Below are 26,252 nucleotides of genomic sequence, written 5' to 3'. Positions count from 1 at the left end.
ATACGGGGCGCCGAGCGTAAACCCGCATCTGAGAGAATTGTTCTGTGATCTCTCGAATCGATCTGCGCGGCGCCGCCCTCCCCGAGGGCCAGGCCCTGCGCTCGCTGCTGCCCCGAGCCGACTTCGACGTCTCGGCCGCCCTGGAGAAGGTGCGTCCGATCTGCGAGGACGTGCATCATCGTGGCGACGCGGCGCTGATCGAGTACGGAGAGAAATTCGACGGAGTGACGCTGGAATCCGTCCGGGTTCCGGCCGACGCCATCGCCAAGGCGCTCGCCGATCTCGACCCCGCCGTGCGCGCGGCCCTGGAGGAGTCGATCCGCCGGGCCCGCATCGTCCACCGCGAGCAGCGCCGCGCGAGCCACACGACGCAGGTCGTGCCGGGCGGCTCCGTCACCGAGAAGTGGGTGCCGGTCGAGCGCGTCGGCCTGTACGCGCCCGGCGGCCGGTCTGTCTACCCGTCGTCCGTGATCATGAACGCCGTGCCGGCGCAGGAGGCGGGCGTCGAGTCCGTCGCCCTGGCCTCCCCGCCGCAGAAGGAGTTCGGCGGCCTGCCGCACCCGACGATCCTCGCCGCGTGCGCGCTGCTCGGCGTCGACGAGGTGTACGCGGTCGGCGGCGCCCAGGCCGTCGCCATGTACGCGTACGGCACCGAGTCCTGCGCCCCGGCGAACATGGTGACCGGCCCCGGCAACATCTGGGTCGCCGCTGCCAAGCGCTACTTCACGGGCCGCATCGGCATCGACGCCGAGGCGGGCCCGACCGAGATCGCGGTCCTCGCCGACTCCACGGCCGACCCGGTGCACGTCGCGTCCGACCTGATCAGCCAGGCCGAGCACGACCCGCTGGCGGCGGCCGTCCTCGTCACCGACTCTCCCGAACTGGCCGAAGCCGTCGAGAGGGAACTCGAACCCCAGGTCGCCGCCACCAAGCACATCGAGGACCGGATCGTGCCCGCTCTCAAGGGGCAGCAGTCCGCGGTCGTCCTCGTCGACTCGCTCGACGACGGCCTCAAGGTCGTCGACGCGTACGGGGCCGAGCACCTGGAGATCCAGACCGCCGACGCCTCCGCCGTGGCCCAGCGCGTCAAGAACGCGGGCGCGATCTTCGTCGGCCCGTGGGCGCCGGTCTCGCTCGGCGACTACGCCGCGGGGTCGAACCACGTGCTGCCGACGGGCGGCTGTGCCTGCCACTCGTCCGGCCTGTCCGTCCAGTCCTTCCTGCGCGGCATCCACATCGTCGACTACACGAAGGACGCCCTCGCCGAGGTCGCGGCCACCGTGGTGACGCTCGCCGACGCAGAGGACCTGCCCGCGCACGGCGCGGCGATCAAGGCCCGTTTCGGGTGGAAGGTACCCAAGAACAAGTGACCAGGATCGACGACCTTCCCGTACGCGAGGAACTGCGCGGCAAGTCCCCGTACGGCGCACCGCAGTTGGACGTCGCCGTCCGGCTGAACACGAACGAGAACCCGTACCCGCTGCCCGAGCCGCTCGTCCAGCGGATCGCCGAGCGCGTCGCCGACGCGGCCCGCGAGCTCAACCGCTACCCCGACCGGGACGCGGTCGAGCTGCGCACCGAACTCGCCAAGTACCTGACCAGGACGACCGGCCACGCGGTCACGTACGAGCAGGTGTGGGCGGCCAACGGGTCGAACGAGGTGCTCCAGCAGCTCCTCCAGGCCTTCGGCGGCCCCGGCCGCCTCGCGCTCGGCTTCGAGCCCTCGTACTCGATGCACCCGCTGCTCGCCCGCGGCACCAACACCGGCTGGGTGAGTGCCCCGCGCCGCGAGGACTTCTCGCTCGACGTTCCGGCCGCCGTCGAGGCGATCCGGACGCACAAGCCGCACGTCGTCTTCATCACCAGCCCCAACAACCCCACCGGCAACGCGGTGGCGGCCGAGGACGTCCTCGCGCTGTACGAGGCCGCGGGGCGGGACGCGATCGTCGTCGTCGACGAGGCGTACACCGAGTTCAGCCACGGCAGCTCGCTGCTGTCCCTGCTCGAAGGACGGCCGAATCTCGTCGTCTCGCGGACGATGTCCAAGGCCTTCGGCGCCGCCGGGCTGCGGCTCGGCTACCTCGCCGCCGACCCGGCCGTGGTCGACGCCGTCCAACTGGTGCGGCTGCCCTACCACTTGTCGGCCGTGAACCAGGCGACGGCGCTCGCCGCCCTGGAGTACACCGACACGCTGCTGCAGTACGTGGAGCAGCTCAAGACCGAACGCGACCGCGTGGTCGCGGAGTTGGAGGCGCTCGGCTTCGACGTCACCGTCGCCGACGCCAACTTCATCCAGTTCGGAGTCTTCGAAGACCCGCACGCCGTCTGGCAGTTCATCCTCGACCGCGGTGTCCTCATCCGCGACAACGGGGTGCCGGGCCGGCTGCGCGTCACCGTAGGAACCCCCGAAGAGAACGACGCGTTCCTGGACGCGGCCCGCGAAGTGAAGAAGGAGTACGGCGCATGAGCCGCACAGGACGTGTTGAACGCGCGACCAAGGAGACCTCGGTCGTCGTCGAGATCGACCTCGACGGCACCGGAAAGGTCGATGTCGCGACCGGGGTCGGCTTCTACGACCACATGCTCGACCAGCTCGGCAAGCACGGCCTGTTCGACCTCACGGTGAAGACCGAGGGCGACCTGCACATCGACTCGCACCACACCATCGAGGACACCGCCCTCGCCCTCGGCGCCGCCTTCAAGCAGGCGCTCGGCGACAAGGTCGGCATCTACCGCTTCGGCAACTGCACGGTCCCGCTGGACGAGTCGCTGGCCCAGGTGACCGTCGACCTGTCGGGCCGCCCGTACCTCGTGCACACCGAGCCCGAGAAGATGGCGCCGATGATCGGCGAGTACGACACGACGATGACCCGGCACATTCTGGAGTCCTTCGTCGCGCAGGCCCAGATCGCGCTGCACGTCCACGTGCCGTACGGGCGCAACGCGCACCACATCGTGGAATGCCAGTTCAAGGCCCTCGCGCGGGCCCTGCGCTACGCGAGCGAGATCGACCCGCGCGCGGCCGCCGCCGGGATCCTTCCCTCCACGAAGGGCGCGCTGTGAGCGGCCTCGCGGCGGTACTGATCTTCGTCGGTCTCTTCCTCGCCGGCGGCGCCTGGTCCTTCTACAAGCAGCAACTGCCCAAGAGCGTCGTGGTGCTGATGGGGATCGGTTCCGCGATGTGCCTCGTCGCCGGAATCCTGCGGTTGGAGTGGCTCTACTGATGTCGGCCGACAAGACCAAGAGCGTCGTCGTCTTCGACTACGGCTTCGGGAACGTGCGCTCCGCCGAGCGCGCCCTCGCCCGCGCGGGCGCCGACGTCGAGATCACCCGCGACTACGACAAGGCGCTGAACGCGGACGGGCTGCTCGTGCCCGGCGTCGGCGCGTTCGCCGCCTGCATGAACGGACTGAAGGAGGCCCGCGGCGACTGGATCGTCGGCCGCCGCCTCTCCGGCGGCCGCCCCGTGATGGGCATCTGCGTCGGCATGCAGATCCTGTTCGCGCGCGGCATCGAGCACGGCGTGGAGGCCGAGGGCCTCGACGAGTGGCCCGGCGTCGTCGAACCGCTGAAGGCCGACGTCGTCCCGCACATGGGCTGGAACACCGTGGACGCCCCGCAGGACTCCCAGCTGTTCGCGGGCGTGAACACCGACGAGCGCTTCTACTTCGTGCACTCCTACGCCGTGCAGAACTGGGAGCTCGAAGTCCGCAACCCCACCATGCGTGCGCCCAAGGTCACCTGGTCCACGCACGGCGGCCCGTTCGTCGCCGCCGTCGAGAACGGCGCGCTGTGGGCAACGCAGTTCCACCCCGAGAAGTCCGGCGACGCCGGAGCGCAGCTGCTGAAGAACTGGATCTCCGTACTGTGACTGTTTCCCCGAGCTCCTCGACCAACAAGCTCGAACTCCTCCCCGCCGTCGACGTCCGCGACGGCCAGGCCGTCCGCCTCGTGCACGGCGAGTCCGGCAGCGAGACCTCCTACGGCTCCCCGCTGGAGGCGGCCCTCGCCTGGCAGCGCTCCGGCGCCGAGTGGCTGCACCTGGTCGACCTGGACGCCGCGTTCGGTACCGGCGACAACCGCGCCCTGATCTCCGAGGTCGCCAACGCCATGGACATCAAGGTGGAGCTGTCCGGCGGCATCCGCGACGACGACTCGCTCGCCGCCGCGCTCGCCACCGGCGCCACCCGCGTCAACATCGGCACCGCCGCCCTGGAGGACCCCGAGTGGGTCGCCAAGATCATCGCCGAGCAGGGCGACAAGATCGCGGTCGGCCTCGACGTGCGCGGCACGACGCTGCGCGGCCGCGGCTGGACCCGCGACGGCGGCGACCTCTACGAGACGCTCGAGCGCCTCAACTCCGAGGGCTGCTCCCGCTACGTCGTCACGGACATCGCCAAGGACGGCACGCTGCAGGGCCCGAACCTGGAGCTGCTCCGCAACGTCTGCTCCGCGACCGACCGCCCGGTCGTCGCCTCCGGCGGCGTCTCCTCGCTCGACGACCTGCGCGCCATCTCCGAGCTGGTCCCGCTCGGCGTCGAGGGCTCCATCGTCGGCAAGGCGCTGTACGCCAAGGCGTTCACGCTGGAAGAGGCCCTGGAAGCCGTCTCGCGATGACCTCCGACGACGACGGCGTACGGCGCGTGCAGTCCGGGAGTCCCTGGGAGGAGTCCTTCGGCTTCGCGCGCGCCGTCGCCGCCGGCGACCGGGTCGTCGTCGGCGGGACGACCTCCTTCCGCGGTGACGTCCTCTACGGCGAGGGCGACCCGTACGAGCAGGCGACCGTCGCCTTCGGCAACGCCCTGGAGGCGATCGCGGAGTTCGGGCTCGGCCCCGAGTCCGTGATCCGCACCCGGATGTACCTCACCCACGCGCGGGACGTCGACGAGGTCGGCCGCGCCCACAACGACGTATTCGGACAGGTGCGCCCCGCGACGACCCTGGTGGTCGTCTCGGGCTTCGTCGACCCGCGCATCCTGGTCGAAGCAGAACTCGAAGCCTTCCGAGGAGCCACCCCGTGACGCTCGCCGTCCGAGTCATCCCCTGCCTCGACGTGGACAACGGCCGCGTCGTCAAGGGCGTCAACTTCCAGAACCTGCGCGACGCGGGCGACCCCGTCGAGATGGCGAAGGTCTACGACGCCGAGGGCGCCGACGAGTTGACCTTCCTGGACATCACCGCGTCCTCCGGCAACCGCGAGACCACGTACGACGTGGTGCGCCGCACCGCCGAGCAGGTCTTCATCCCGCTCACGGTCGGCGGCGGCGTGCGCACCGCCGACGACGTGGACAAGCTGCTGCGCGCCGGCGCGGACAAGGTGGGCGTCAACACGGCCGCCATCGCCCGCCCGGACCTCATCCGCGAGATCGCCGAGCGCTTCGGCCGCCAGGTGCTCGTCCTGTCGGTGGACGCGCGCCGCACCCCTGAAGGCTCCTTCGAGGTGACGACGCACGGTGGCCGCAAGTCCGCCGGCATCGACGCCGTCGAATGGGCTCACCGGGCCGCCGAGCTGGGCGCGGGCGAGATCCTGCTCAACTCGATGGACGCCGACGGCACCAAGGACGGCTACGACATCGAGATGATCGAGGCCGTCCGCAAGCACGTGTCCGTGCCGGTGATCGCGTCGGGCGGTGCGGGAAAGCTGGAGCACTTCGCACCGGCCGTCGCCGCGGGCGCCGACGCGGTGCTCGCCGCGTCCGTCTTCCACTTCGGCGATCTGCGCATCGGCGAGGTCAAGGACACGCTGCGCGAGGCCGGGCACCCCGTCCGCTGAACTTTCCCGCGAGACCGGTGATTTCGCCGATGCGGGTGAGGCGGAACCGGCGCCACCGTGGTCGCTGTCAGTGACCACGGCGGCGCCCTCGGGACGGGCTCCGCCCTCCCGAGAGGAACGCGTCATCGTGCAGCAGCACAGAAGTGCGGCGCCCCCCGTGCACGCAGGGCGAGCCGCGAGCAGATTCCGAACCCGCCTCATCCGTACGGGACTTGCCACCCTCCTCGCCCTCGGCGGCCTCGCCACCCAGCAGGCGCTGACCGCGGAGGCGGCCGAGAACCCCTACGAGCGCGGCCCCGCCCCGACCGTCTCCAGCATCGAGGCCTCGCGCGGCTCCTACGCCGTCTCGCAGACCTCCGTGTCCTCGCTGAGCGTGAGCGGCTTCGGCGGCGGCACCATCTACTATCCGACGTCGACGTCGGACGGCACGTTCGGCGCCGTCGCCATCTCGCCGGGCTACACGGCGTACCAGTCGTCCATCGCCTGGCTGGGCCCGCGCCTCGCCTCGCAGGGCTTCGTCGTCTTCACCATCGACACCAACACCACGCTCGACCAGCCGGACAGCCGCGGCAGGCAACTCCTGTCCGCGCTCGACTACTTGACCGAGAAGAGCTCGGTGCGCACCCGCATCGACACGAGCCGGCTCGGCGTCATGGGTCACTCCATGGGCGGCGGCGGCACGCTGGAGGCCGCCAAGAGTCGGCCCTCGCTCCAGGCCGCGATCCCGCTGACCGGCTGGAACCTCGACAAGACCTGGCCCGAGGTCAAGACCCCGACGCTCGTCGTGGGCGCCGACGGCGACACCATCGCGCCGGTCGCCTCGCACTCCGAGCCCTTCTATCAGAGCCTTCCCGGCTCGCTGGACAAGGCGTATCTGGAGCTGCGCGGCGCCACGCACTTCACGCCGAACACGTCCAACACCACGATCGCGAAGTACAGCATCTCGTGGCTCAAGAGGTTCATCGACAACGACACCCGGTACGAGCAGTTCCTCTGCCCGCTGCCGAGTTCGAGCCTGACGATCGCGGAGTACCGGGGCAACTGCCCGCACACCTCGTGACGTTGTGAGGCTCCGACGCCCTGTGCGTCGGTACAGCGTACGCAAGCGCCGGTTGGGTTCCCGCCCAACCGGCGCTGTGCGTGCGGCGGTTCGGCGCTACCGTGCGCCAAGTGAGCGGAAGAACCGTCCTGTTGCTTGCCGCCGCCGCGTACGAGGCCGACCCCGAGGGGGCCGGTGTCGACGCGGGGCTCGTGCTGCGGGCCGCCGCGGCGGCCGGGCTCGGCGCGGCCGCGCTCGACGCGGCCGAGCGGGCGGGCCTGAACCGCGGCCCCGACGGCCGGCTGCGGCTGCCGGGGCGGCGCAGGCTGTACGAGGCCGTGGGGCCGGAGCGGCGCAGGGCCGCGCACCGGCTGCTCGCGGCCGCGGCGACGGGGGAGCGGCAGCGCTCGGCGCGCCTGCTGCACCGCTCGCTCGCCGCGCCCTACCCGGACCCGGCCCTCGGCGCGGAACTGGCCGCGGCACAGGACGCGCCCCACGGAGAGCGCTGCACGGCCCTCGCCCACGCGGCCGGCCTCGCCGACGACCCGGCGGTCCGCGCCGAGCGCCTGGTCGCGGCGGCGGACCACGCGCGCCTGGCGGGCCGCCCGCACCGGGCGCGCGAACTCCTCGGCCAGGTGGGCGACACGGCGGGCTCCGACGTCGTACGTGGCCGTGCCGCGCTGGTCCGCGGCCTGCTGGCGCTGCGGGACGGCCCGGTGGCGGACGCCCGTGAATCCCTCCTGCTGGCGGCCCGCCTGTGCGCCGAACCGGCCGCCCTCGAAGCGCGCCTCGGCGCGGCGGAGGCGGCCTGGGCCCTTGGGGACGCGCGCGGCTACCGGGAGGCGGTCGAGCACGGCGGCCGTGCGCGCGCGGCGGCCCCCGCGCTCTCCGCTGTCGACTACCGGGTCGGCATGGCCGCGTCCCTCGGGGCGCGTGCGGGGGTGGGGCGGGTCGCGTTGCGGCGGGTCGTGGCGCGCTCGGCAGGGGAGCGGGAGCCGGGGGCGCTGCTGCGGGCCGGGGCCGCGGCCCTCGTCGCCGGGGACGTGGAGGCGGCCTGCCGCTTGGGCAGCAGGGCCCTGGCCGCCGCCCGGGACCGGGACGCGGACGCCGAACTGCCGCGCGCCCTGGAACTGCTCGCCTACGGTGAGCTGCGCGCCGGGCGGCACGTCCGCGCCCGCGCCCACGCCGAGGAAGGTGTGCGGGCCGCGCTCGCCGCGGGGCAGCGCAACGTGCTCGCGCACCAGCACGCCGTCCTCGCCCTCGTCGCCTCGCTCGACCGCGACGTCGACACCGTCGCCCGGCACGCCGCCGCCGCGCAGCACGTCGCCCACCGGCACGGGCTCGTACAGGCCGCGACGCTCGCCCAATGGGCCCTGGCCCGCGCGGACCTGGCACGCGGCGACACGGCACGGGCCGCCGCCCGGCTCGGGCCGCTCGTCGCCCCGGGCCCCCGGCGGGGGCACTTCGGCATCCGAATGCTGGCCGTGCCCTGCCTGGTGGAGGCGGCGGTGCTCGCGGGCGAACCGGGCGGCGCCGAGGCCGCGGTCGGCGAGTTCACGGTGTGGGTCGAACGCGGCCACGATCCGCTCGCCCCGGCGCAACTCGCGCGCTGCCGTGCCCTGTTGGCGGCGGGCGACCCGGCGACGGCCGAGTCCCGCTTCGAGGAGTCGCTGGCCCGGCACGAGCGGGCGGGCGGCGACTTCGAGCGGGCCCGCACCCTCGCCCTCTACGGCAAGTGGCTGCGCCGCACCCGGCGCCCGGCGCGGGCCCGTGCGGTGCTGCGGGACGCCCTGGTGGCCTTCGAGCGGTGCGGCGCGACGGTCTGGGCGGCGCAGGCGGGCGCCGAACTGCGCGCCACGGGGGAGTCGGCGGCGGCGGGCGAACCGCCCGGCAGGCTGGCCGAGTTGACGCCCCAGCAGCTGCGCATCGCCCGCCGCGTCGCGAAGGGCGACACCAACCGCGAGGTCGCCCGCCGCCTCTCGGTGAGCCCCCGCACGGTGGACCACCATCTGCGCAACGTCTTCGACCGGCTCGGCATCCGCTCCCGCGTCGAACTGGCCCGCCTGGTGGACCGCACCGAGCCCTGAGCCGTCACCACACGGTGACCTGCTCGTTTCCTCCGAGGGCTGGAGACCGACCAGACGGTATGTCATTCTGCGGACTCGTGAGCCGAGCCGTGGAGGACCGCCATGCCCGCGCATCTCGTACGTCCCCGACCTCAAGCACGGGCCGGCGCCGGGTCGGACGCGGTCGCCGTGCTGCGGCGTGCGGCGCGGCCGCTCCTCGGTCAACTCCCCGCGCTCACCGCGCGGTTGGCGGCCGAGCTGTACGAGCAGGAGCCGGCCTACCGCGCCGCCATCGAGGCGGACCCCGGCGACGTACGCGCGGAGATCCAGCGCTCGCTGCGGCACAGCATCGCCTCGCTGCTCGATCCGCCGCGCAACCGGGACGCCGCCCGCGCCTGCTCCGCCCGGATCGGCGCCGACCGCGCGGCCCGCGGCTTCCCGCTCGACGCCGTGTCGCACGCCTTCCGGCTCGGCGGCGCCCTGGTCTGGCAGGCGCTCGTCGACGAGGTGACCCTGCGGCACCCCGAGGACGCGCATCTCCTTGTCCACCTCGCCGTCGACGTGTGGAATTTCGTCGACGAGCACTGCACGCACGTCGCCGAGTCCTATCGGCGCGCCGAGCGCGAACTCACCTGGCGGCGCGAGAACCGGCGCCGCCTCATGGCCGCCGCCCTCCTCGACGGCGCGCTCCGCATCGCCGACCTGCCGGACGCCGCCACCGCGCTCGACCTGCCGGAAGGCGGCCGGTACGCGGTGCTGATCGCCGTCCGCGGCGGCCGGGGCACCCCGCGGCCCACGCTGCCGGGCGCCGTACGGGCCGTGTGGCACACCGCCGCCGACACCGAACGCGCCATCGTCGACCTGGGCGAGCTGGAGGTCGCTCAACTCGCGGCGGGAGTACGGGAGTTCTGCCGCCGCGAGCCCGGCCTCCGCGTCGGCGTCAGCCCCGCCGTCGAAGGGCTCGCCGCGGTGGGCGGCGCCCGCCGGTTCGCCGAGACCGCGCTGCGCGTCTGCCCGCAGGACGGCGGCACCGTGCTCCTGGACGAGCAGCTGCCCGCCGCGCTCGTCGCCGCCGCGCCCGCGCTCGGCCGACTCCTCGCCGACCGCGTGCTCGGTCCGCTGCTCGCCCTGCCGCAGGCCGATCGCACCCTGCTGCTCGACACGCTGACGGCCTGGCTGGACTGCGACGGCTCCGCGCAGCGCGCCGCCGCCCGCCTCTACTGCCACCGCAACACGGTCCTGAACCGGCTGCGCCGCTGCGAGCAGCTCACAGGGCGGAGCCTCGCCCGCCCCGCCGACCTCGTCGAACTGGGACTCGCACTCAGCGCGTACCGGCTGGCGCCTCAGGCGGTCAGAGGCCCAGCGCCTTCGTCTCCGTGAGCCGCTCGACCGCCGACTTCTCGCCCTCCATCTCCACGTCCGCCGCCTCCTGCCGGCCGAACGCGAACATCACCAGCTCCGAGGGCGCGCCCGTGACCGTGACCACGGGGGCGCCGCGGTGGGCCACCGCCGTCTGCCCGTCCGGGCGGCGCAGCACCAGGCCGACGGGCGCCTTGCGGCCCATCACCCGCGCCATCCGCTCCAGGCGCGACCACAGGACGTCGGCGAAGACCGGGTCGAGCTCGCGCGGCGTCCAGTCGGGCTGCGCACGGCGGACGTCCTCGGTGTGGACGTAGAACTCGATCGCGTTCGACGCCTCGTCGATCTGCTTGAGCGAGAACGGCGAGAACCGCGGCGGACCGGTACGGATCAGCTGGATCAGCTCCTCGTACGGCTTCTCCGCGAACTCGGCCTGCACCCGCTCCAGGCGCCCGGCGAGCTGTTTGACGAGGAGGCCGCCCGCAGCGTCCGGGCGGCGCTCGCGCACCACCACGTGCGCGGCGAGGTCCCGCGTGTTCCAGCCCTCACAGAGCGTGGGGGCGTCGGGGCCCGAGGCCTCCAACAGATCGGCGAGCAGAAGTCGTTCACGCTTGGCATGGGTCGACATGCCGCCAGCCTACGACCGGCCGCGCCGCACCGGACAGTGGACGTGCGACTCGGCGCGGCACAATGGTCCACATGACCAGCGCGCCCGCACCCCGCAGCAGCCTCGACCCGGCCGTCGCCGCGCGCCTCAAGCGCAGCGCCGACGGCCTGGTCCCCGCCATCGCCCAGCAGTACGACACCGGCGAGGTGCTCATGCTCGGCTGGATGGACGACGAGGCGCTGCACCGCACCCTGACCACAGGACGCTGCACGTACTGGTCGCGCAGCCGCCAGGAGTACTGGGTCAAGGGCGACACCTCGGGCCACTTCCAGCACGTGAAGTCGGTCGCCCTCGACTGCGACGCCGACACGGTGCTCGTGAAGGTCGACCAGGTGGGCGCCGCCTGCCACACCGGCGCCCGGACCTGCTTCGACCGCGACGAGCTGCCGGTCAGCGACAGCGCAGCGTGATCTCCTGACGGTCCCGGAGGACGATCGAGGCCGGGTCCCCGGCCACCTGGTTGCCGTCGACCTCGGCCAGACACAGGGGGCGCACACCCCACTCGGTGAGGAACTGGCCGAGCGTGAAGTCCTGCCACTGCGCCGACTCCACGTGCAGGGTGCCGCTGGTGTCGTGCGTGTGCAGCGGGCTGAAGCGCGGCTTCTTGCCCGAGCGGTCGATGCCGATGTCCGCGGGCACGGTCACCTGGCGGCCGCCGGCGTACACCGTGAGGTGGGGGTGGATGTGCATGGTCAGCTTCTCGGAGTCGAGCATCTCCAGGCCGGCGGCCCGCACCCGCGCCTCGACATCGCCGGGAGCGGGCGCGGCCCAGCCGTCCGGGGCGGGCGCCGCACCGGTCAACGCGGTCACGGCGACGGCGGCGAGGGCGATCCCTGACAGGACGCTCTTCATGCGGGGGTTTCGGTGGCTCTTGGTCTTCGTCACCGCTCCCTTCTAGCGGGGCGCCGTCCACCCCTCGACCAGGCGCGCGGGACGTCCCCCGGACGGAAGTAGGCTCCTGCCATGGACCTCGAGACCTTCCGCAAGCTCGCGACCGACCGCCGAGTGATCCCCGTCAGCCGCAAGCTCCTCGCGGACGGCGACACCCCCGTCGGTCTGTACCGCAAGCTCGCCGCCGAGCGGCCCGGCACGTTCCTCCTGGAGTCCGCGGAGAACGGCCGCTCCTGGTCCCGCTATTCGTTCGTCGGCGTCCGCTCCGCCGGCACCCTGACCGAGCGCGACGGCCAGGCCCACTGGCTCGGCACGCCGCCCGTCGGTGTCCCCGTCGACGGCGACCCGCTCGCCGCCCTGCGCGCCACCGTGCAGACGCTGCACACGCCGCGCTACGAGGGCCTGCCCCCGTTCACCGGCGGCATGGTCGGCTACCTCGGCTACGACATCGTGCGCCGTCTGGAGAAGGTCGGCCCCGGCGAGCGCGACGACCTGAAGCTGCCCGAGCTGACGATGCTGCTCACCAGCGACCTCGCCGTGCTCGACCACTGGGACGGCTCCGTCCTCCTCATCGCCAACGCGATCAACCACAACGACCTGGAGACCGGCGTCGACGAGGCCCACGCCGACGCCGTCGCCCGCCTCGACGCCATGGAGGCCGACCTCGCCAAGCCGGCCGAGACGGCCCCGACCGCCCTCCCGGCGTCGGAGCTGCCGGAGTTCACGGCGCTGTGGGGCGGCAAGCAGTACCAGGACGCCGTCGAGGACATCAAGGAGCGCATCCGGGCGGGCGAGGCATTCCAGGTCGTCCCCTCCCAGCGCTTCGAAACCCCCTGTACGGCAAGCGCGTTGGACGTCTACCGGGTGCTGCGGGCCACGAACCCGTCCCCGTACATGTACCTGTTCCGCTTCGACGGATTCGACGTCGTCGGCTCCTCGCCCGAGGCGCTCGTCAAGGTCGAGGACGGGCGCGCCATGGTGCACCCCATCGCCGGGACCCGGCCGCGCGGCGCGACGCCGCAGGAGGACCACGACCTCGCCGAGGAACTGCTCGGCGACCCCAAGGAGCGGGCCGAGCACCTGATGCTCGTCGACCTCGGGCGCAACGACCTGGGGCGGGTCTGCGAGCCCGGCTCCGTCGAGGTCGTCGACTTCATGTCCATCGAGAAGTACTCGCACGTCATGCACATCGTGTCGACGGTGACCGGGCAGGTCGCCGAGGGCCGCACCGCCTTCGACGTGCTGACCTCATGCTTCCCCGCGGGCACCCTGTCCGGCGCCCCGAAGCCGCGCGCCCTGCAGATCATCGACGAGCTGGAGCCGTCGCGCCGGGGCGTCTACGGCGGCTGCGTCGGCTACCTCGACTTCGCGGGCGACTCCGACACCGCCATCGCGATCCGCACCGCGCTGCTGCGCGAGGGCACGGCGTACGTACAGGCGGGCGCGGGGGTCGTCGCCGACTCCGACCCGGTCGCCGAGGACACCGAGTGCCGCAACAAGGCGGCGGCCGTCCTGCGCGCCGTGCACACCGCGAACCGGATGTGACGCGGAACGCCCTGTGACGTGACGCACGACTCCGGGCCCCGGCTCACGCAAACCCGCGCACAGGGGCGATAGTGGAGTACGTGACTGCTGTACCGCACCCCCGTACCGATGCCGCCGAGTCGGCCGAGCCGGCCGCTTCCTCGCCGAACGGCAGGCGCAGCCTCGCCGTCGCCCTGCTCTGCGGCGCCGCGGGAGCCGCGATCGCCCTGCTCGCCTCCCGGCAGGAGTGGTGCTCCGGTGTCGCCGCGGTCGCCGGCGGCAAGCTGCCGCTGACCGCGAAGGGCAGCGACGTCACGGGCGTCCCCGCGGCCCTCGCCATAGTGGGCCTCGCCGCGCTCGTCGCCGTGTTCGCGGTCCGCAAGGTCGGCCGCGTCCTGGTCGCCCTCCTGCTCGCGCTCAGCGGGGCGGGCGCCGTCGCCGCCGCCGTGCTCGGCGCGGGCGACAGCGCCGCGCTCGACGAGAAGGCGGCGCAGGCCGCCGGAGACGCCTCCGCGACGATCCACGCGCTCAGCAGCACCGCGTGGCCCTACGTCTCCGCGGCAGGCGGCGCGCTCATCCTGATCGCCGGGATCCTCGCCGTGGTGTACGGCGCGGCCTGGCCGTCGATGGGCGGCCGCTACGAGCGTTCCGGCGCCCCCCGGACCCGCCGTGCCAAGGCCGTGGACCCGGACCGCCCCGAGGAGCTGTGGAAGGCCCTCGACCGCGGCGAGGACCCGACCGGCGCATAGCCGCCGTACCCCGCGTTCCGGGCTCGCTCGCGGGTACGGGACAATAGACAGGAACGTCGTACGCCATGCGTACGCATAGGCCATAAGCAACGAGGAGCAAGCCATGGCGGACAGCAGCCACGGACACACCCCGGCCGCCTGGACCGGTGTCATCATCGCCTTCATCGGTTTCTGTGTCGCGGGCGCCTTCATGGTGATGGGCAACGTCGCCGGGTTCTGGGCCGGCATGGCCCTGCTGGCGATCGCCGCGATCGCCGGCGGACTGATGAGCGCCATGGGCATGGGCAAGCCGAAGCGTGCCGAGCTGCAGCTCAAGTCCACCGCGGCGGCGCAGCCCGCGGGCTCCGAGGCCTGAGTCCTCGTACAGTAGACCCGCGAGAGGGGCGGGGCGGCCGACCGACCGGCTGCCGCGCCCCTTTCGTGTTTCCCGGGGAGCGGTCCGGGGCCCGCGGATGCAGAATTCACGGGTGACCGTGGAGACGACCGAATCCGACGCCGACCCCGGCGTCGACACCGCCCCCGCCCGCTTCGGCGCCCTGCGCCGGCTCGGGGTCCCGCTCGGCGTGCTGGGCGGGGTCGCCCTCGCGTTCGCCTATGTGGGCGCCGTCGACCCGAACGAACCCGGCCACTACCCGGCCTGCCCCTTCCTCCAGCTCACCGGCGCCTACTGCCCCGGCTGCGGCGGCCTGCGCAGCGCCCACGCGGTCGCGCACGGGGACCTCACGGGCGCGCTCGGCGCCAATGCCCTCGCCGTCGTCGGCTACGCCCTCTTCGCCGTCCTGTGGACGGTGTGGGCGGTGCGGGCGGCCCGCGGCAGGAGCGTGAGCTTCGCGCTCGGCCGCGTACAGCTGTGGGTCCTCGGTGGCGTCGTGCTCGCCTTCACGGTTGTCCGGAACCTGCCGCTCGGTGGCTTCCTAAGCCCTTGATCAACTGCATCTGTCCAGGTAGTGGGACCGACGTCAACCGGATGCGGGACCTTCGCCCTTCGACGGATACCATTCACAAGGACCAGATGAACACCCAGGGGATGCCCGGAAAGGAGTCCGCTCGCGTGAGTGTGCTCGACGAGATCATCGACGGAGTCCGTGCCGACCTTGCGGAGCGGCAGGCGCGCGTCAGCCTCGACGAGCTCAAGGAGCGCGCGGCGAAGGCTCGCCCGGCGAAGGACGGCGTGGCCGCGCTCAAGGGCGACGGCGTCAAGGTGATCTGCGAGGTCAAGCGGTCCAGCCCCTCCAAGGGCGCGCTCGCCGCGATCGCCGACCCGGCCGCCCTCGCCGCCGACTACGAGGCGGGCGGCGCGTCCGTCATCTCCGTCCTCACCGAGCAGCGCCGCTTCGGCGGTTCGCTCGCCGACCTGGAGGCCGTCCGCGCCAAGGTCGACATCCCGGTCCTGCGCAAGGACTTCATCGTCACCTCGTACCAGCTGTGGGAGGCCCGCGCGTACGGCGCCGACCTCGCGCTGCTGATCGTCGCGGCCCTGGAGCAGCCCGCCCTGGAGTCCCTCATCGAGCGCGCCGTGTCGATCGGCCTCACGCCGCTCGTCGAGGCGCACGACGAGGACGAGGTGGAGCGCGCGGTCGACGCCGGGGCCAAGGTCATCGGCATCAACACCCGCAATCTCAAGGACCTTTCGGTCGACCGCGGCACCTTCGAGCGCGTCGCCCCGGACATCCCGGACCACATCGTCAAGGTGGCCGAGTCCGGCGTGCGCGGCCCGCACGACCTGATCGCGTACGCCAACGCGGGCGCGGACGCCGTCCTCGTCGGCGAGTCCCTGGTGACCGGCCGCGACCCGAAGGCCGCCGTCGCCGACCTCGTCGCCGCAGGCACCCACCCGGCCCTGCGGCACGGACGGTAAACTCACTCCCATGCCCATCGCCTCCCGCCTCGCTCCCGGTTGCCGCCCCCGCGGCTGCCGGGCCCCGGCGCGCCGTGTGCGCGGCAGGCGGGTCAGGTACCACATCGGCGCGGAGCCCGGCCAGATCCAAGGCATGCGATGGCGAGGCGCCCTTTAGGGGCGCGGGTCCTACCTGACATCCGGCGGCCACCGCCGCGCGGGCGCGAGCGAGCAAGCGCCGCCGTCCGCGATCCAGTACGTACCTTGGCCCCAGCAAGGGGCGCGGGAACGTGCTGCGCGGTCACCCACGCCCCCCACGGCGACCAGTCACCACCCAACTCACCGTGAGGGTTACGCATGCCCAGCGAGTACTTCATTCCCGACCCCGAGGGTCAGATCCCCAGCGCCGAGGGCTACTTCGGCGCGTTCGGCGGCAAGTTCATCCCGGAGGCCCTCGTCGCCGCCGTGGACGAGGTCGCCGTCGAGTACGACAAGGCCAAGAACGACCCGGCCTTCGCCGCGGAGCTCGACGACCTGCTCGTCAACTACACCGGCCGCCCGTCGGCCCTCACCGAGGTGCCCCGGTTCGCCGAGCACGCCGGGGGCGCCCGCGTCTTCCTCAAGCGTGAGGACCTGAACCACACCGGCTCGCACAAGATCAACAACGTGCTCGGCCAGGCCCTGCTCACCAGGCGCATGGGCAAGACCCGCGTCATCGCCGAGACCGGCGCGGGCCAGCACGGCGTCGCGACGGCCACCGCCTGCGCGCTGCTCGGCCTCGAGTGCAAGATCTACATGGGCGAGATCGACACCGAGCGCCAGGCCCTCAACGTGGCCCGGATGCGCATGCTGGGCGCCGAGGTCGAGGCCGTGAAGTCCGGCTCCCGCACCCTCAAGGACGCCATCAACGAGGCGTTCCGCGACTGGGTCGCCAACGTCGACAACACGCACTACCTGTTCGGCACGGTCGCGGGCCCGCACCCGTTCCCCGCCATGGTCCGCGACTTCCACCGGGTCATCGGCGTCGAGGCGCGCCGCCAGATCCTGGAGCGCGCCGGCCGGCTGCCCGACGCCGCCGTCGCCTGCGTCGGCGGCGGCTCCAACGCCATCGGCCTGTTCCACGCCTTCATCCCGGACGCCGACGTCCGCCTGATCGGCTGCGAGCCGGCCGGCCACGGCATCGAGACCGGCGAGCACGCGGCGACGCTCAGCGCGGGCGAGCCCGGCATCCTGCACGGCTCCCGCTCCTACGTCCTCCAGGACGAGGAGGGCCAGATCACCGAGCCGTACTCGATCTCGGCGGGCCTCGACTACCCGGGCATCGGCCCCGAGCACGCCTACCTCAAGGACTCGGGCCGCGGCGAGTACCGCGCGGTCACGGACGACGCCGCGATGCAGGCGCTGCGCCTGCTCTCGCAGACCGAGGGCATCATCCCGGCCATCGAGTCGGCGCACGCCCTCGCGGGCGCCCTCGACGTCGGCAAGGAGCTGGGCAAGGACGGGCTGATCATCGTCAACCTGTCCGGGCGCGGCGACAAGGACATGGACACGGCCGCACGCTACTTCGGCCTGTACGGCACGGACGGCGCCGTGGCCGCGAACGCCGACGCCGAGGTGGCCGAGATCGAGGGAGACGCCAAGTGAGTGGGAACATCCAGCTGCTGAACGACACCCTCGCCGGTGCGAAGGCCGAGGGCCGCTCCGCCCTCATCGCCTACCTGCCCGCCGGTTTCCCGACCGTCGACGGCGGCATCGAGGCGGTCAAGGCCGCCTTCGACGGCGGCGCCGACGTGGTCGAGGTGGGCCTGCCGCACTCCGACCCGGTGCTCGACGGCCCGGTCATCCAGACCGCCGACGACATCGCGCTGCGCGGCGGCCTGAAGATCAAGGACGTCATGCGCACCGTCCGCGAGGCGCACGAGGCCACCGGCAAGCCGGTCCTCGTCATGACGTACTGGAACCCCATCGACCGCTACGGCATCGAGCGGTTCACCGCCGAGCTGGCCGAGGCGGGCGGCGCCGGCTGCATCCTGCCGGACCTGCCGGTGCAGGAGTCCGCGGTGTGGCGCGAACACGCCGACAAGCACGGTCTCGCGACCGTCTTCGTCGTCGCGCCCAGCAGCAAGGACGAGCGCCTCGCCACCATCACGGCGGCCGGTTCGGGCTTTGTGTACGCCGCGTCGCTGATGGGCGTCACCGGCACCCGCGAGTCCGTCGGCAACCAGGCCAAGGAACTCGTCGAGCGCACCAAGGCCACCACCGACCTTCCGGTCTGCGTGGGCCTCGGCGTCTCCAACGCGACGCAGGCCCAGGAGGTCGCGGGCTTCGCGGACGGGGTCATCGTCGGCTCGGCGTTCGTGAAGCGGATGCTGGACGCCCCGGACGAGAAGGCCGGTCTCGACGCGGTGCGCGCCCTCGCCGCTGAACTCGCCGCGGGCGTACGGCCCAAGGGCTAGAACCCACCCGTAGTAACAGGGAGTTACGTCACCCATACGGATGGAAACCGGACCGGGGAGGCACGCTCGTGCCTTCCCGGTTCGTTGGCGCATGTGTGAGCGAGAAGAACCGAGAGGGAAAGCGCGCGGCCCGCGAACGCCTTGCCGCCGAGCGCCAGAAGCAGAAGACCGCTGAGAAGCGGCGCAGGACGTTGATCGTGGGCGCGGCCGTGGTGTGTGTGCTGGGCCTGGCCGCGGTGATCGGGGTGGTCGCCGCGAATTCGGGCGACGACAGTTCGGGGGACGCGGCCTCGGGGCCGGTGGTCGCGCCGAAGGGCGCCACCGGCAAGGACGAGCTGGCGATCCCCGTCGGCAAGGCCGGCGCGAAGTCGACGCTGGAGATCTGGGAGGACTTCCGCTGCCCCGCCTGCAAGACCTTCGAGGACACCTACCGCTCGACGATCCACGAACTCGCCGACGCGGGTGAGCTCAAGGTCAACTACCACCTCGTCACGCTGATCGACTCGAACATGCAGGGCACCGGCTCGCTCCGCGCGGCCAACGCCGCGGGCTGCGCGCAGGACGCCGGGAAGTTCCGCGACTACCACGACGTGCTGTTCGAGAACCAGCCCGAGGAGACCGACGACGCCTTCGCGAAGAACGACAAGCTGATCGAGCTCGCCGGAAAGGTCGGCGGCCTCGACACGGGCACGTTCAAGTCCTGTGTGAACAAGGGGACGCACGACAGCTGGGTGAACAAGTCGTACAAGGCGTTCCAGGACGCGAAGTTCAACGGGACGCCGACGGTCCGGCTCAACGGCAAGGACATCCTGAGCGACCAGACCCTGACCCCGGCCAAGTTCAAGAAGATGGTCGAGGACGCGAACAAGTAGTCGGAGCTGTTACGCAGCCGTTGCCGGGCTGCCCGTCGTGCCCGCGGCCCGGCACGGTAGCGTCGGACCTGCCATGGAACTTGCCTTCATCCCCAGCCCCGAGCGCGGAGTGGTCTATCTCGGACCCATTCCGCTGCGCGGCTACGCGTTCTGCATCATCATCGGCGTCTTCGTGGCCGTCTGGCTCGGCAACCGGCGCTGGGTCGCCCGCGGCGGGCGGGCCGGCACGGTCGCCGACATCGCCGTCTGGGCGGTGCCCTTCGGCCTGGTCGGCGGTCGCCTCTACCACGTCATCACGGACTACGAGCTGTACTTCAGCGAGGGCCGTGACTGGGTGGACGCCTTCAAGGTCTGGGAGGGCGGCCTCGGCATCTGGGGCGCCATCGCGCTCGGCGCGGTCGGCGCCTGGATCGGGGCCCGCCGCCGCGGCGTCCCGCTGCCGGCCTACGCCGACGCCATCGCGCCCGGCATCGCCCTCGCCCAGGCCATCGGCCGCTGGGGCAACTGGTTCAACCAGGAGCTCTACGGCCGGGCCACCGACGTGCCGTGGGCCCTCAAGATCACCTCGGACACGGACGGGCGGGTGCCGGGCACGTACCACCCGACGTTCCTGTACGAGTCCCTGTGGTGCATCGGCGTCGCGCTGCTCGTCATCTGGGCGGACAAGAAGTGGCGGCTCGGGCACGGGCGGGCGTTCGCGCTGTACGTCGCGTCGTACTGCGTGGGCCGGTTCTGGATCGAGTACATGCGCGTGGACGACGCGCACCACATTCTGGGCCTGCGCCTCAACTGCTGGACGGCGCTGGGCGTCTTCGTGCTCGCCGTGATCTACATGGTGCTGTCGGCGCGGAAGCGGCCGGGCCGCGAAGAGGTCGTCGAACCGGGCGCGGGGGACGACGCCGCCGAGGCGGACGACGAGGCCAAGGACGAGGTGGAGCTCAAGAAGAGCTGACGGACATCCGTCCCGAGGGCGCCGGACCGAATGGTTCGGCGCCCTTCGCCGTTACGTGCCGGACGCGGCCAGCCGCAGCGTTCTGCGCGCGGCCGCCACCACCGCCGCGTCGACGAAGCGGCCGTCCGGGAGGGCCAGGGCGCCCGCCTCCGTGGCCGCCGCGCACACGATCTCCCGGGCCGCCGCCACCTCCGCCTCCGTGGGGCGGAAGGCCTCCTCGATCACCGGGAGCTGGCGGGGGTGGATCGCCGTGCGGCCGAGAAAGCCCAGGGCGCGGCCCTCGGCGCAGGAGCGGGCCAGACCCTCCGTGTCGCGGACGTCCGGATAGACGGACTGCGGCGGTGGCGGAAGGTGGGCCGCGCGCGCCGCCACGACCGCCCGGCCGCGCACCCACGCGAGGCCCGCCGCGTCCGTGACACCGAGGTCGGCGCGCAGGTCCGCCTCGCCGAGCGCGATGCCGTGCACACCGTGGTGCGCGGCGATGTCGTAGGCGTGCTCGACACCCGCCGCCGACTCCAACAGGGCGTACAGCGGCGGCACTTCCACCGCCCACTCCTGTACGCGGGTCAGGTCGGCCGGGCCCGCCACCTTCGGCAGGCGCAGCGCGTCGAGGCCGGGGAGCGGGGTGAGGCGGCGCACCTCCCGCTCGGCGAGCGGACCGTCCAGCGCGTTGACGCGGACGTGCACCGGCGCCTTGTGCTTGTCGGCGAGGAGCTCGACGGTGGCGTCGAGCGCGTACGCCTTGCGGTCGGGGGCGACCGCGTCCTCCAGGTCGACCAGGACCACGTCGGCGCCGGAGCCGAGCGCCTTGGCGACGACGTCGGGGCGGTCCCCGGGCACGTACAGCCAGGTCAGGTACGTCTTCTCCAGCGATGCGCTCATACCGCACCAGCCTCCCGCAGGGACGCGACGGCCGCCTCCGACAGGCCGAGACCGTCGAGGATCTCGTCCGTGTCCGCGCCGTGCGGGCGGCCCGTCCAGCGGATGGCGCCGGGGGTCTCGGAGAGGCGGAAGAGGACGTTCTGCATCTTGACCGTGCCGAGGTCCGGGTCGGGCAGCTCGGTGATCGAGTCGAGCGCCTGGTACTGCTCGTCGGCCAGCACGTCCCGGACGTCGTAGATGGGGGCGATGGCGGCCTCCGCCTTCTCGAAGGCCGCGACCACCTCGTCGCGGGTGTGCCGGGCGATCCAGCCGCCGACCGCCGCGTCGAGCTCGTCGGCGTGTGCGGCGCGGCCCGAGCCCGTCGCGAACCACTCCTCGTCGATGAACTCCGGGCGCCCGACCAGGTGCATCACGCGCTCGGCGATCGACTGGGCTGACGTGGAGACCGCGACCCACTTGTCGTCGCTGGTGCGGTAGGTGTTGCGCGGGGCGTTGTTGGTGGAACGGTTTCCGGTGCGCGGCTGGACGTAGCCGAGCTGGTCGTACCAGGTGGCCTGGGGGCCGAGGATCGACAGCATCGGCTCGATGATCGCCATGTCGACGACCTGGCCGCGGCCCGTCGTGTCGCGGCCACGCAGGGCCGCCATGATCGCGTACGAGGTGGCGAGCGCGGCGATGGAGTCGGCGAGGCCGAACGGCGGCAGGGTCGGCGGCCCGTCGGGCTGCCCGGTGATCGCGGCGAAGCCGGACATGGCCTCCGCGAGCGTGCCGAAGCCGGGGCGGCGGGCGTACGGGCCGAACTGGCCGAAGCCGGTGACGCGGGCGAGGACCAGGCGCGGGTTGGCGGCGCTCAGCTCGTCCCAGCCGAGGTGCCACTTCTCCAGGGTGCCGGGGCGGAAGTTCTCGACGACGACGTCCGACTCGGCGACCAGCTTGAGCAGGACCTCGCGGCCGCCGGGGGAGGAGAGGTCGAGGGTCAGGTTCTTCTTGTTGCGGCCGAGCGTCTTCCACCAGAGGCCGACGCCGTCCTTCGACGGGCCGTGGCCGCGGGACGGGTCGGGCCTGCGGGGGTGTTCCACCTTGATGACCTCGGCGCCGAAGTCGCCGAGCATCGTGGCGCAGATCGGTCCGGCGAAGAGGGTGGCGAGATCGAGGACGCGCAGGCCTGCGAGGGGGCCTCGCGGTGCTTCGGGGCCGGGGGTGGGGGTGGTCATGCGCGGGCCTCCAGGGTGAGCCGGGCCAGTTCGTCGAAGCCGATGCCGTCGAAGCCGGCGACCGTGGTGGCGAGCCGGTTCTTCAGCGGGGCGGTCCAGCGCTCGCCGAGTGCGTCGGGGTGCCCGGCGAGCAGACCGGCGAGCGAGCCGGCGGTCGCGCCGTTGGAATCGGTGTCCCAGCCGCCGGACACCGCGCGGCAGATGGAGCCCTCGAAGTCGCCGTCGGCGTGGGTGAGGGCGGCGGAGAGGAGGGCGGCGTTGGGGAGGACGTGGACCCAGTGGTGGTCGGCGTAGGCGGCGTGCAGCTCGTCGACGACCGTGTCGAAGTCCTCGTGGGTGTGGGCGAGTTCGATGCCGAGGCGGACGGCGGCGGCGTAGCGGGATCGCGGGGGGACGACGGACAGGCCGGATGCGAGTGCCGTGTGCACGTCCGACGTGCCGTCGGCCGCGGTGGCGATGGCGGCGGCCGTGAACATCGCGCCGTAGACGCCGTTCGCGGTGTGGGTGAGAACGGCGTCCCGGTGGGCGAGACGGGCGGCGTGCCGTGGGTCGCCGGGGGTGATCCAGCCGAAGACGTCGGCGCGGATCTGGGCGCCGATCCACTCGCGGAAGGGGTTTCTGTACGTCGCCGTGTGCGGGGGTTCGAGGCCGGTGAGGAGGTTGCGGTAGGCGATGCGTTCGGCGGTGAAGGTGCGGCCGGCGGGGAGTTCGTCGAGCCAGAGCTTGGCGACATCGTCCGTGGTGAAGTCGGTGCCGTGACGCTGGATCAGGAGGAGCGCGAGGAGGGGGTAGTTGAGGTCGTCGTCCTCCGGCATGCCGTCGATGTTCTCGGCGAGGGAGGTGGGGGCGCTGCGGCGGTTCCAGGGGTACGTCGCCGCGATGGCGGGGTCCAGGTTGTGCGCGGTGAACCAGCCGTTCAGCGGCCAGTTCCCGGTGGAGCGGGCGATGGCCCGGATCCCTTCGAGGGGGAGCTTCTCGACGGGCTTGCCGAGCAGGCACCCGGCGGCGCGGCCGAGCCATGCGGCGTGCAGCCGGTCGACCGGGGAGTCCTCTTCCCCCACCCCGCCCCTTCCCGAAACCGGTGGCTCCGCCCCCGGACCCCCGGAGCGGGACTGGGTCGCCGACCCCTCCGGCCACGGGGCTCCGCCCCGGACCCCGCTCCTCAATCGCCGGAGGGGCTGGGAAATCAGCCCCTCCGGCGTTTGAGGAGGCCCGTCCGGCAGGACTTTCGGGAAGGGGTGGGGTGGGGGAGAGTTCCTCGTCTCGGACTCGATCGCCGACAGGGCCGTCGGTTCCGCGAGAGGTGACACCATCGTCGCGAGTTCGTCGAGCAACTGCTCGGCCAGCGCCCGCAGTTCCGGTGACGCCGGGGTGGCGGACGCGCCCGCGCGGGCCGGTGCGAGGTGGCCGCCCGCCGCGAGCCACCGGCCTGCCACAGCGGAGGTGTCGCGGCCGTCCTGTTCCGCCTGGCGCAATTCGTGGCCGATGAGGTCCTCGGGCTGGGCCCAGGTGAGGCGGAGCATCAGGCCCCCGCGATCGCCGCGAACGCGGCTTCGTGGGAGCGGCGGCGGTCCAGGTCCTTCGCGTAGACCTCGCGCGTGACCCGGGCGAGGGCCGTCGCCGGGCCGTGCAGGTCCAGTTTGCTGGCCTGTGCGACCTCCGCGCTCCACTCCTTGGGCACCGCCCCCTCCCCGTACAGCGCCCCGACGATCGCCCCGCTCATCGTGGCGATCGAGTCGCAGTCGCGGCCGTAGTTGACCGAGCCGAGGACGGTGTGCCGGAAGTCGCCGCGGCCGACGAGGAGCATGCCGAGGGCGATGGGGAGTTCCTCGATGGCGTGCAGGCGGGAGGGGCGGCGGGCGCCGAGCGACGGCTTGCGGTAGTCGGGGCCGACCGTGTCGAAGGGGGTGACGGCGTCGCGCAGCGGCTTCAGCGCGTCCTCGAAGTCGTCGTAACGGGCCGCCACTTCGCAGACCGCCTCGATCGCGGAGCGGGTGCCGTCCTTGGCGAGAGCCAGGGCGTCCTCGACCACCGACTCGGGGGTGGCGTTCGGTTTGTACGCCGCCGCCACCGCCGCCGCGAAGACGCCCGCCGCCTCCCTGCCGTACGAGGACTGGTGCGCGCCGGCGACGTCGAGGGCCTCCTCGTAGGCCTTGAGCGGGTTGCCCGCGTTGACCGCGCCGACCGGCGCCATGTACATCGCCGCGCCGCAGTTCACGATGTTGCCGACGCCCGCCTCGCGCGGGTCCATGTGCCCGTAGTGGATGCGCGCGACGATCCACTTCTCGGCGAGGAAGATGCGCTGGAGGGGGAGGGCCTCCGCCTCGAGTTCCGGGATCCAGCGGGGCGTCGTGATCAGGTCGGGGACCAGGTGGTCGGCGACCGCGTACGCGTCGAGGTGGTCGCGGACCTTCTCGTAGACGCGGATCAGCGCGTGCGTCATGAGGGTGTCGTCCGTCACGTGGCCGTCGCCCTTGTGGTACGGGGCGATGGGGCGTGCCGTCCTCCAGTCGTCCTTGTGGAACGGCTCCACGATGCCGCGCACCCGGCCGCCGTGCCGCTCCGCGATGGCCTCCGGCGTCCAGCCCTCGACCGGTCCGCCGAGCGCGTCGCCCACGGCTGCGCCGACGAGGGCGCCGGTGGTGCGGTCCTCCAGTGAGACGCTCATGATGGTGAAGTTCCTTCCGCTGCGGGGGAGTTCGAGGTGGCGCGGGCGAGGCGTCCCGCGAGGGTCGACAGCCGGGTTCCCGCGAGTTGCGGCAGTGCGCAGCCCGCGAGGATGTCGCAGGCGTCGCGCCAGGTGAGCGGCAGCGCCTCCACCCCGCCGATCGCGCCGGTGAGGGCGCCGGTCAGGGCGGGCGCCGAGTCCGCGACGCGGGACAGGCAGGCCGCGGTCGGTACGGCCTCGGCGACCGAGCCGGCGGCGGCCGTCGCGACGGCGAGCGCCACGGGGACGGTCTCGGCGGCCGCGATGCCGTAGCTGTAGACGTGGTCGACGATCTCGTGTTCCAGGACGGGGACCAGTGCGAACGCGTTGCCGGGCTGTCCGGGGCGGGCCGCGGCCGTGGCGCGGCCGAGCTCTACGGCCCGGTGGGCGTTGCGGTGGATCTCGGTGCCGGGTGGGAGCTGGGCGAGTGCGGCGTCCACGCAGGTGTCGACGTCCGCGCCGCCGAGCGCGGTCGCGACGGCCGCCGCCATCGCGCGGGCGCCGTGCACGCCGTCGCCGTCCTGGGTGTAGCGGGCGTCGAACTCGGCGAGTTCCGCGGCGAGTTCGGGGTTGTCGGGGTGGACGGCGGCGAGGACCGCGGCGCGGACGCAGGCGGCGTCGTCGAAGTAGTGCGGGTTGTCGTGTCCTGTGGCGGGTGGGCGCAGGCCCGCGGCCAGGTTGCCGAGGCCGGCGCGGACGGAGATGCGGGCGCGCAGGGGGATGTCGGCGGATTCGATCTCGTCGGCGCGGGCCGCCGCCGCGGCGATCTCGTCGGCGAGGGTGTTCCAGGCGAGGGAGAGGGAGGAGCGGACGCGGTGGTCGGGGTCGAGGTCGGCGAGGCCGTGTGCGTGCGCGGCGAGGATGGCGTGGGCGGTGTGGGCGGCCCATTCCGCGTCGTCCGAGGGGCCCAGGCGGAGGGGTTCCGGGGGTTGGTTCAGGGCGATGGGGACGGGGAGGGTGGTGGTGGCGTTCTGCTCCGCGAAGGTGTCCAGTTCGCGGGTGAGGCGGCGGGTCCAGTCGGGGAGCCGGGCCGCGCGGTGTCGTCCCGACGGCCAGCCGGCGGCGTCCCCTGCGGCGATCCCCAGGAGCAGGCCCTCGATGCGGCTGATGTTCGTGGCGGCGGATGCGGTTGCGGCCTCGGGGCTCCGCCCCGGACCCCGCTGGCTCTCGTCCAAGAGCGGGGCTTGATTTTCCGGGCCTGCGCTGGAGTGGGCATATTCAGCCCCGCCGGCGTTTGAGGCGCGGGGTCCGGGGCGGAGCCCCG

At 72.8% G+C, this 26,252-nt stretch carries 29 protein-coding genes; 22 read left to right on the top strand and 7 right to left on the bottom strand.

Features of this window, described 5'->3' with window-relative positions:
- Nucleotides 1-44 precede the first annotated feature (44 nt).
- The 11 genes from hisD to ACZ7L4_RS14760 all read left to right on the top strand — a co-directional run bounded on the left by hisD (nucleotide 45) and on the right by ACZ7L4_RS14760 (nucleotide 10,258).
- Nucleotides 45-1,370, top strand: a complete 1,326-nt coding sequence (gene hisD / locus ACZ7L4_RS14810; protein WP_472102543.1) for a histidinol dehydrogenase — start codon at nucleotides 45-47, stop codon at nucleotides 1,368-1,370.
- Nucleotides 1,367-2,467, top strand: a complete 1,101-nt coding sequence (locus ACZ7L4_RS14805) for a histidinol-phosphate transaminase (RefSeq protein ID WP_472102541.1) — start codon at nucleotides 1,367-1,369, stop codon at nucleotides 2,465-2,467. The genes hisD and ACZ7L4_RS14805 overlap by 4 nt, the downstream gene beginning before the upstream one ends.
- On the top strand, nucleotides 2,464-3,063 hold the full coding sequence (hisB, locus tag ACZ7L4_RS14800) for an imidazoleglycerol-phosphate dehydratase HisB (protein WP_422406779.1): 600 nt from the start codon (nucleotides 2,464-2,466) through the stop codon (nucleotides 3,061-3,063). The genes ACZ7L4_RS14805 and hisB overlap by 4 nt, the downstream gene beginning before the upstream one ends.
- Nucleotides 3,060-3,224, top strand: coding sequence for a hypothetical protein (locus tag ACZ7L4_RS14795; RefSeq protein ID WP_422406778.1), 165 nt, complete (start codon nucleotides 3,060-3,062; stop codon nucleotides 3,222-3,224). The genes hisB and ACZ7L4_RS14795 overlap by 4 nt, the downstream gene beginning before the upstream one ends.
- Nucleotides 3,224-3,871: an imidazole glycerol phosphate synthase subunit HisH gene (hisH, locus tag ACZ7L4_RS14790; protein ID WP_472102539.1), complete on the top strand. Its 648-nt coding sequence runs from the start codon at nucleotides 3,224-3,226 to the stop codon at nucleotides 3,869-3,871. Before ACZ7L4_RS14795 ends, hisH begins: the two co-directional genes overlap by 1 nt.
- Nucleotides 3,868-4,617 carry a bifunctional 1-(5-phosphoribosyl)-5-((5-phosphoribosylamino)methylideneamino)imidazole-4-carboxamide isomerase/phosphoribosylanthranilate isomerase PriA gene (gene priA, locus ACZ7L4_RS14785; RefSeq protein ID WP_472102537.1) on the top strand — a complete coding sequence of 250 codons (750 nt, stop codon included), beginning with the start codon at nucleotides 3,868-3,870 and terminating at the stop codon, nucleotides 4,615-4,617. Before hisH ends, priA begins: the two co-directional genes overlap by 4 nt.
- Entirely contained in the window at nucleotides 4,614-5,021 is a 408-nt protein-coding gene (locus ACZ7L4_RS14780; protein ID WP_472102535.1) for a RidA family protein, read from the top strand. The genes priA and ACZ7L4_RS14780 overlap by 4 nt, the downstream gene beginning before the upstream one ends.
- On the top strand, nucleotides 5,018-5,773 hold the full coding sequence (gene hisF, locus ACZ7L4_RS14775) for an imidazole glycerol phosphate synthase subunit HisF (protein WP_472102533.1): 756 nt from the start codon (nucleotides 5,018-5,020) through the stop codon (nucleotides 5,771-5,773). Before ACZ7L4_RS14780 ends, hisF begins: the two co-directional genes overlap by 4 nt.
- 127 nt (nucleotides 5,774-5,900) lie before the next feature.
- On the top strand, nucleotides 5,901-6,833 hold the full coding sequence (gene bdeA, locus ACZ7L4_RS14770; protein ID WP_472102531.1) for a bis(hydroxyethyl) terephthalate hydrolase: 933 nt from the start codon (nucleotides 5,901-5,903) through the stop codon (nucleotides 6,831-6,833).
- A gap of 110 nt (nucleotides 6,834-6,943) precedes the next feature.
- Nucleotides 6,944-8,899, top strand: coding sequence for a LuxR C-terminal-related transcriptional regulator (locus ACZ7L4_RS14765; protein ID WP_472102529.1), 1,956 nt, complete (start codon nucleotides 6,944-6,946; stop codon nucleotides 8,897-8,899).
- A gap of 102 nt (nucleotides 8,900-9,001) precedes the next feature.
- Entirely contained in the window at nucleotides 9,002-10,258 is a 1,257-nt protein-coding gene (locus tag ACZ7L4_RS14760; protein WP_472102528.1) for a PucR family transcriptional regulator, read from the top strand.
- Here ACZ7L4_RS14760 and ACZ7L4_RS14755 read toward each other — a convergent pair.
- The gene (locus ACZ7L4_RS14755; protein WP_472102526.1) at nucleotides 10,230-10,865 is read right to left on the bottom strand and encodes a TIGR03085 family metal-binding protein; all 636 of its coding nucleotides are present in this window, start codon (nucleotides 10,863-10,865) and stop codon (nucleotides 10,230-10,232) included. The two genes, ACZ7L4_RS14760 and ACZ7L4_RS14755, sit on opposite strands and share 29 nt — an antisense overlap.
- Nucleotides 10,866-10,936: 71 nt before the next feature.
- Between ACZ7L4_RS14755 and hisI the strand changes: the two genes are divergently transcribed.
- Nucleotides 10,937-11,314, top strand: coding sequence for a phosphoribosyl-AMP cyclohydrolase (hisI, locus tag ACZ7L4_RS14750; protein ID WP_472102524.1), 378 nt, complete (start codon nucleotides 10,937-10,939; stop codon nucleotides 11,312-11,314).
- Here the strand turns inward: hisI and ACZ7L4_RS14745 are convergent.
- Entirely contained in the window at nucleotides 11,295-11,789 is a 495-nt protein-coding gene (locus tag ACZ7L4_RS14745; RefSeq protein ID WP_472102523.1) for a hypothetical protein, read from the bottom strand. The genes hisI and ACZ7L4_RS14745 overlap by 20 nt on opposite strands.
- 78 nt (nucleotides 11,790-11,867) lie before the next feature.
- Between ACZ7L4_RS14745 and ACZ7L4_RS14740 the strand changes: the two genes are divergently transcribed.
- The 10 genes from ACZ7L4_RS14740 (at nucleotide 11,868) to lgt (ending at nucleotide 20,185) form a co-directional block, all read left to right on the top strand.
- Entirely contained in the window at nucleotides 11,868-13,340 is a 1,473-nt protein-coding gene (locus ACZ7L4_RS14740; protein ID WP_472102521.1) for an anthranilate synthase component I, read from the top strand.
- A 71-nt stretch (nucleotides 13,341-13,411) separates the two neighbouring features.
- Complete coding sequence (locus ACZ7L4_RS14735; RefSeq protein ID WP_472102520.1) at nucleotides 13,412-14,068, top strand: TIGR02234 family membrane protein; 657 nt, start codon at nucleotides 13,412-13,414, stop codon at nucleotides 14,066-14,068.
- A 103-nt stretch (nucleotides 14,069-14,171) separates the two neighbouring features.
- Nucleotides 14,172-14,423, top strand: coding sequence for an HGxxPAAW family protein (locus ACZ7L4_RS14730; protein WP_472102518.1), 252 nt, complete (start codon nucleotides 14,172-14,174; stop codon nucleotides 14,421-14,423).
- A 97-nt stretch (nucleotides 14,424-14,520) separates the two neighbouring features.
- Nucleotides 14,521-14,994 carry a DUF2752 domain-containing protein gene (locus ACZ7L4_RS14725; RefSeq protein WP_472102516.1) on the top strand — a complete coding sequence of 158 codons (474 nt, stop codon included), beginning with the start codon at nucleotides 14,521-14,523 and terminating at the stop codon, nucleotides 14,992-14,994.
- A gap of 125 nt (nucleotides 14,995-15,119) precedes the next feature.
- The gene (gene trpC / locus ACZ7L4_RS14720) at nucleotides 15,120-15,926 is read left to right on the top strand and encodes an indole-3-glycerol phosphate synthase TrpC (RefSeq protein WP_472102515.1); all 807 of its coding nucleotides are present in this window, start codon (nucleotides 15,120-15,122) and stop codon (nucleotides 15,924-15,926) included.
- A 10-nt stretch (nucleotides 15,927-15,936) separates the two neighbouring features.
- Entirely contained in the window at nucleotides 15,937-16,083 is a 147-nt protein-coding gene (trpM, locus tag ACZ7L4_RS14715) for a tryptophan biosynthesis modulator TrpM (RefSeq protein WP_422477779.1), read from the top strand.
- Nucleotides 16,084-16,262: 179 nt separating this feature from the next.
- Complete coding sequence (gene trpB, locus ACZ7L4_RS14710; RefSeq protein ID WP_472102513.1) at nucleotides 16,263-17,549, top strand: tryptophan synthase subunit beta; 1,287 nt, start codon at nucleotides 16,263-16,265, stop codon at nucleotides 17,547-17,549.
- Nucleotides 17,546-18,361: a tryptophan synthase subunit alpha gene (trpA, locus tag ACZ7L4_RS14705; RefSeq protein WP_472102511.1), complete on the top strand. Its 816-nt coding sequence runs from the start codon at nucleotides 17,546-17,548 to the stop codon at nucleotides 18,359-18,361. Before trpB ends, trpA begins: the two co-directional genes overlap by 4 nt.
- A gap of 95 nt (nucleotides 18,362-18,456) precedes the next feature.
- A complete protein-coding gene (locus tag ACZ7L4_RS14700) occupies nucleotides 18,457-19,233 on the top strand; it encodes a thioredoxin domain-containing protein (protein ID WP_450817208.1) in 777 nt (258 codons plus the stop codon).
- A 73-nt stretch (nucleotides 19,234-19,306) separates the two neighbouring features.
- Complete coding sequence (gene lgt, locus ACZ7L4_RS14695; RefSeq protein ID WP_472102509.1) at nucleotides 19,307-20,185, top strand: prolipoprotein diacylglyceryl transferase; 879 nt, start codon at nucleotides 19,307-19,309, stop codon at nucleotides 20,183-20,185.
- 51 nt (nucleotides 20,186-20,236) lie between these two features.
- Here lgt and ACZ7L4_RS14690 read toward each other — a convergent pair whose 3' ends face one another.
- From ACZ7L4_RS14690 to ACZ7L4_RS14670, 5 genes are read right to left on the bottom strand one after another with little or no spacing between them, the layout of a single operon-like run.
- On the bottom strand, nucleotides 20,237-21,067 hold the full coding sequence (locus ACZ7L4_RS14690; RefSeq protein ID WP_472102508.1) for an HpcH/HpaI aldolase/citrate lyase family protein: 831 nt from the start codon (nucleotides 21,065-21,067) through the stop codon (nucleotides 20,237-20,239).
- Complete coding sequence (locus ACZ7L4_RS14685; RefSeq protein WP_472102507.1) at nucleotides 21,064-22,281, bottom strand: CaiB/BaiF CoA transferase family protein; 1,218 nt, start codon at nucleotides 22,279-22,281, stop codon at nucleotides 21,064-21,066. Before ACZ7L4_RS14685 ends, ACZ7L4_RS14690 begins: the two co-directional genes overlap by 4 nt.
- Entirely contained in the window at nucleotides 22,278-23,804 is a 1,527-nt protein-coding gene (locus ACZ7L4_RS14680; RefSeq protein WP_472102506.1) for an ADP-ribosylglycohydrolase family protein, read from the bottom strand. The genes ACZ7L4_RS14685 and ACZ7L4_RS14680 overlap by 4 nt, the downstream gene beginning before the upstream one ends.
- Nucleotides 23,804-24,949 (bottom strand): ADP-ribosylglycohydrolase family protein, encoded by a 1,146-nt coding sequence (locus tag ACZ7L4_RS14675; RefSeq protein WP_472102504.1) that lies wholly within the window; start codon nucleotides 24,947-24,949, stop codon nucleotides 23,804-23,806. The genes ACZ7L4_RS14680 and ACZ7L4_RS14675 overlap by 1 nt, the downstream gene beginning before the upstream one ends.
- Nucleotides 24,946-26,163 (bottom strand): ADP-ribosylglycohydrolase family protein, encoded by a 1,218-nt coding sequence (locus ACZ7L4_RS14670; RefSeq protein WP_472102502.1) that lies wholly within the window; start codon nucleotides 26,161-26,163, stop codon nucleotides 24,946-24,948. The genes ACZ7L4_RS14675 and ACZ7L4_RS14670 overlap by 4 nt, the downstream gene beginning before the upstream one ends.
- Nucleotides 26,164-26,252 lie beyond the last annotated feature (89 nt).

The organism is Streptomyces sp. NPDC107575 (assembly GCF_055657265.1).
This window is presented reverse-complemented; position numbering and strand designations above follow the sequence as displayed.

Bases quoted from the DNA above. Each gene is read 5' to 3' on its own strand.
- trpB (WP_472102513.1), top strand. From the start codon at position 16,263: ATGCCCAGCGAGTACTTCATTCCCGACCCCGAGGGTCAGATCCCCAGC.
- ACZ7L4_RS14730 (WP_472102518.1), top strand. From the start codon at position 14,172: ATGGCGGACAGCAGCCACGGACACACCCCGGCCGCCTGGACCGGTGTC.
- ACZ7L4_RS14760 (WP_472102528.1), top strand. From the start codon at position 9,002: ATGCCCGCGCATCTCGTACGTCCCCGACCTCAAGCACGGGCCGGCGCC.
- ACZ7L4_RS14755 (WP_472102526.1), bottom strand. From the start codon at position 10,865: ATGTCGACCCATGCCAAGCGTGAACGACTTCTGCTCGCCGATCTGTTG.
- ACZ7L4_RS14680 (WP_472102506.1), bottom strand. From the start codon at position 23,804: ATGCTCCGCCTCACCTGGGCCCAGCCCGAGGACCTCATCGGCCACGAA.
- ACZ7L4_RS14725 (WP_472102516.1), top strand. From the start codon at position 14,521: ATGCAGAATTCACGGGTGACCGTGGAGACGACCGAATCCGACGCCGAC.
- trpM (WP_422477779.1), top strand. From the start codon at position 15,937: ATGCCCATCGCCTCCCGCCTCGCTCCCGGTTGCCGCCCCCGCGGCTGC.
- ACZ7L4_RS14780 (WP_472102535.1), top strand. From the start codon at position 4,614: ATGACCTCCGACGACGACGGCGTACGGCGCGTGCAGTCCGGGAGTCCC.
- hisH (WP_472102539.1), top strand. From the start codon at position 3,224: ATGTCGGCCGACAAGACCAAGAGCGTCGTCGTCTTCGACTACGGCTTC.
- ACZ7L4_RS14690 (WP_472102508.1), bottom strand. From the start codon at position 21,067: ATGAGCGCATCGCTGGAGAAGACGTACCTGACCTGGCTGTACGTGCCC.
- hisB (WP_422406779.1), top strand. From the start codon at position 2,464: ATGAGCCGCACAGGACGTGTTGAACGCGCGACCAAGGAGACCTCGGTC.
- lgt (WP_472102509.1), top strand. From the start codon at position 19,307: ATGGAACTTGCCTTCATCCCCAGCCCCGAGCGCGGAGTGGTCTATCTC.
- ACZ7L4_RS14675 (WP_472102504.1), bottom strand. From the start codon at position 24,949: ATGAGCGTCTCACTGGAGGACCGCACCACCGGCGCCCTCGTCGGCGCA.
- ACZ7L4_RS14685 (WP_472102507.1), bottom strand. From the start codon at position 22,281: ATGACCACCCCCACCCCCGGCCCCGAAGCACCGCGAGGCCCCCTCGCA.
- hisI (WP_472102524.1), top strand. From the start codon at position 10,937: ATGACCAGCGCGCCCGCACCCCGCAGCAGCCTCGACCCGGCCGTCGCC.
- ACZ7L4_RS14740 (WP_472102521.1), top strand. From the start codon at position 11,868: ATGGACCTCGAGACCTTCCGCAAGCTCGCGACCGACCGCCGAGTGATC.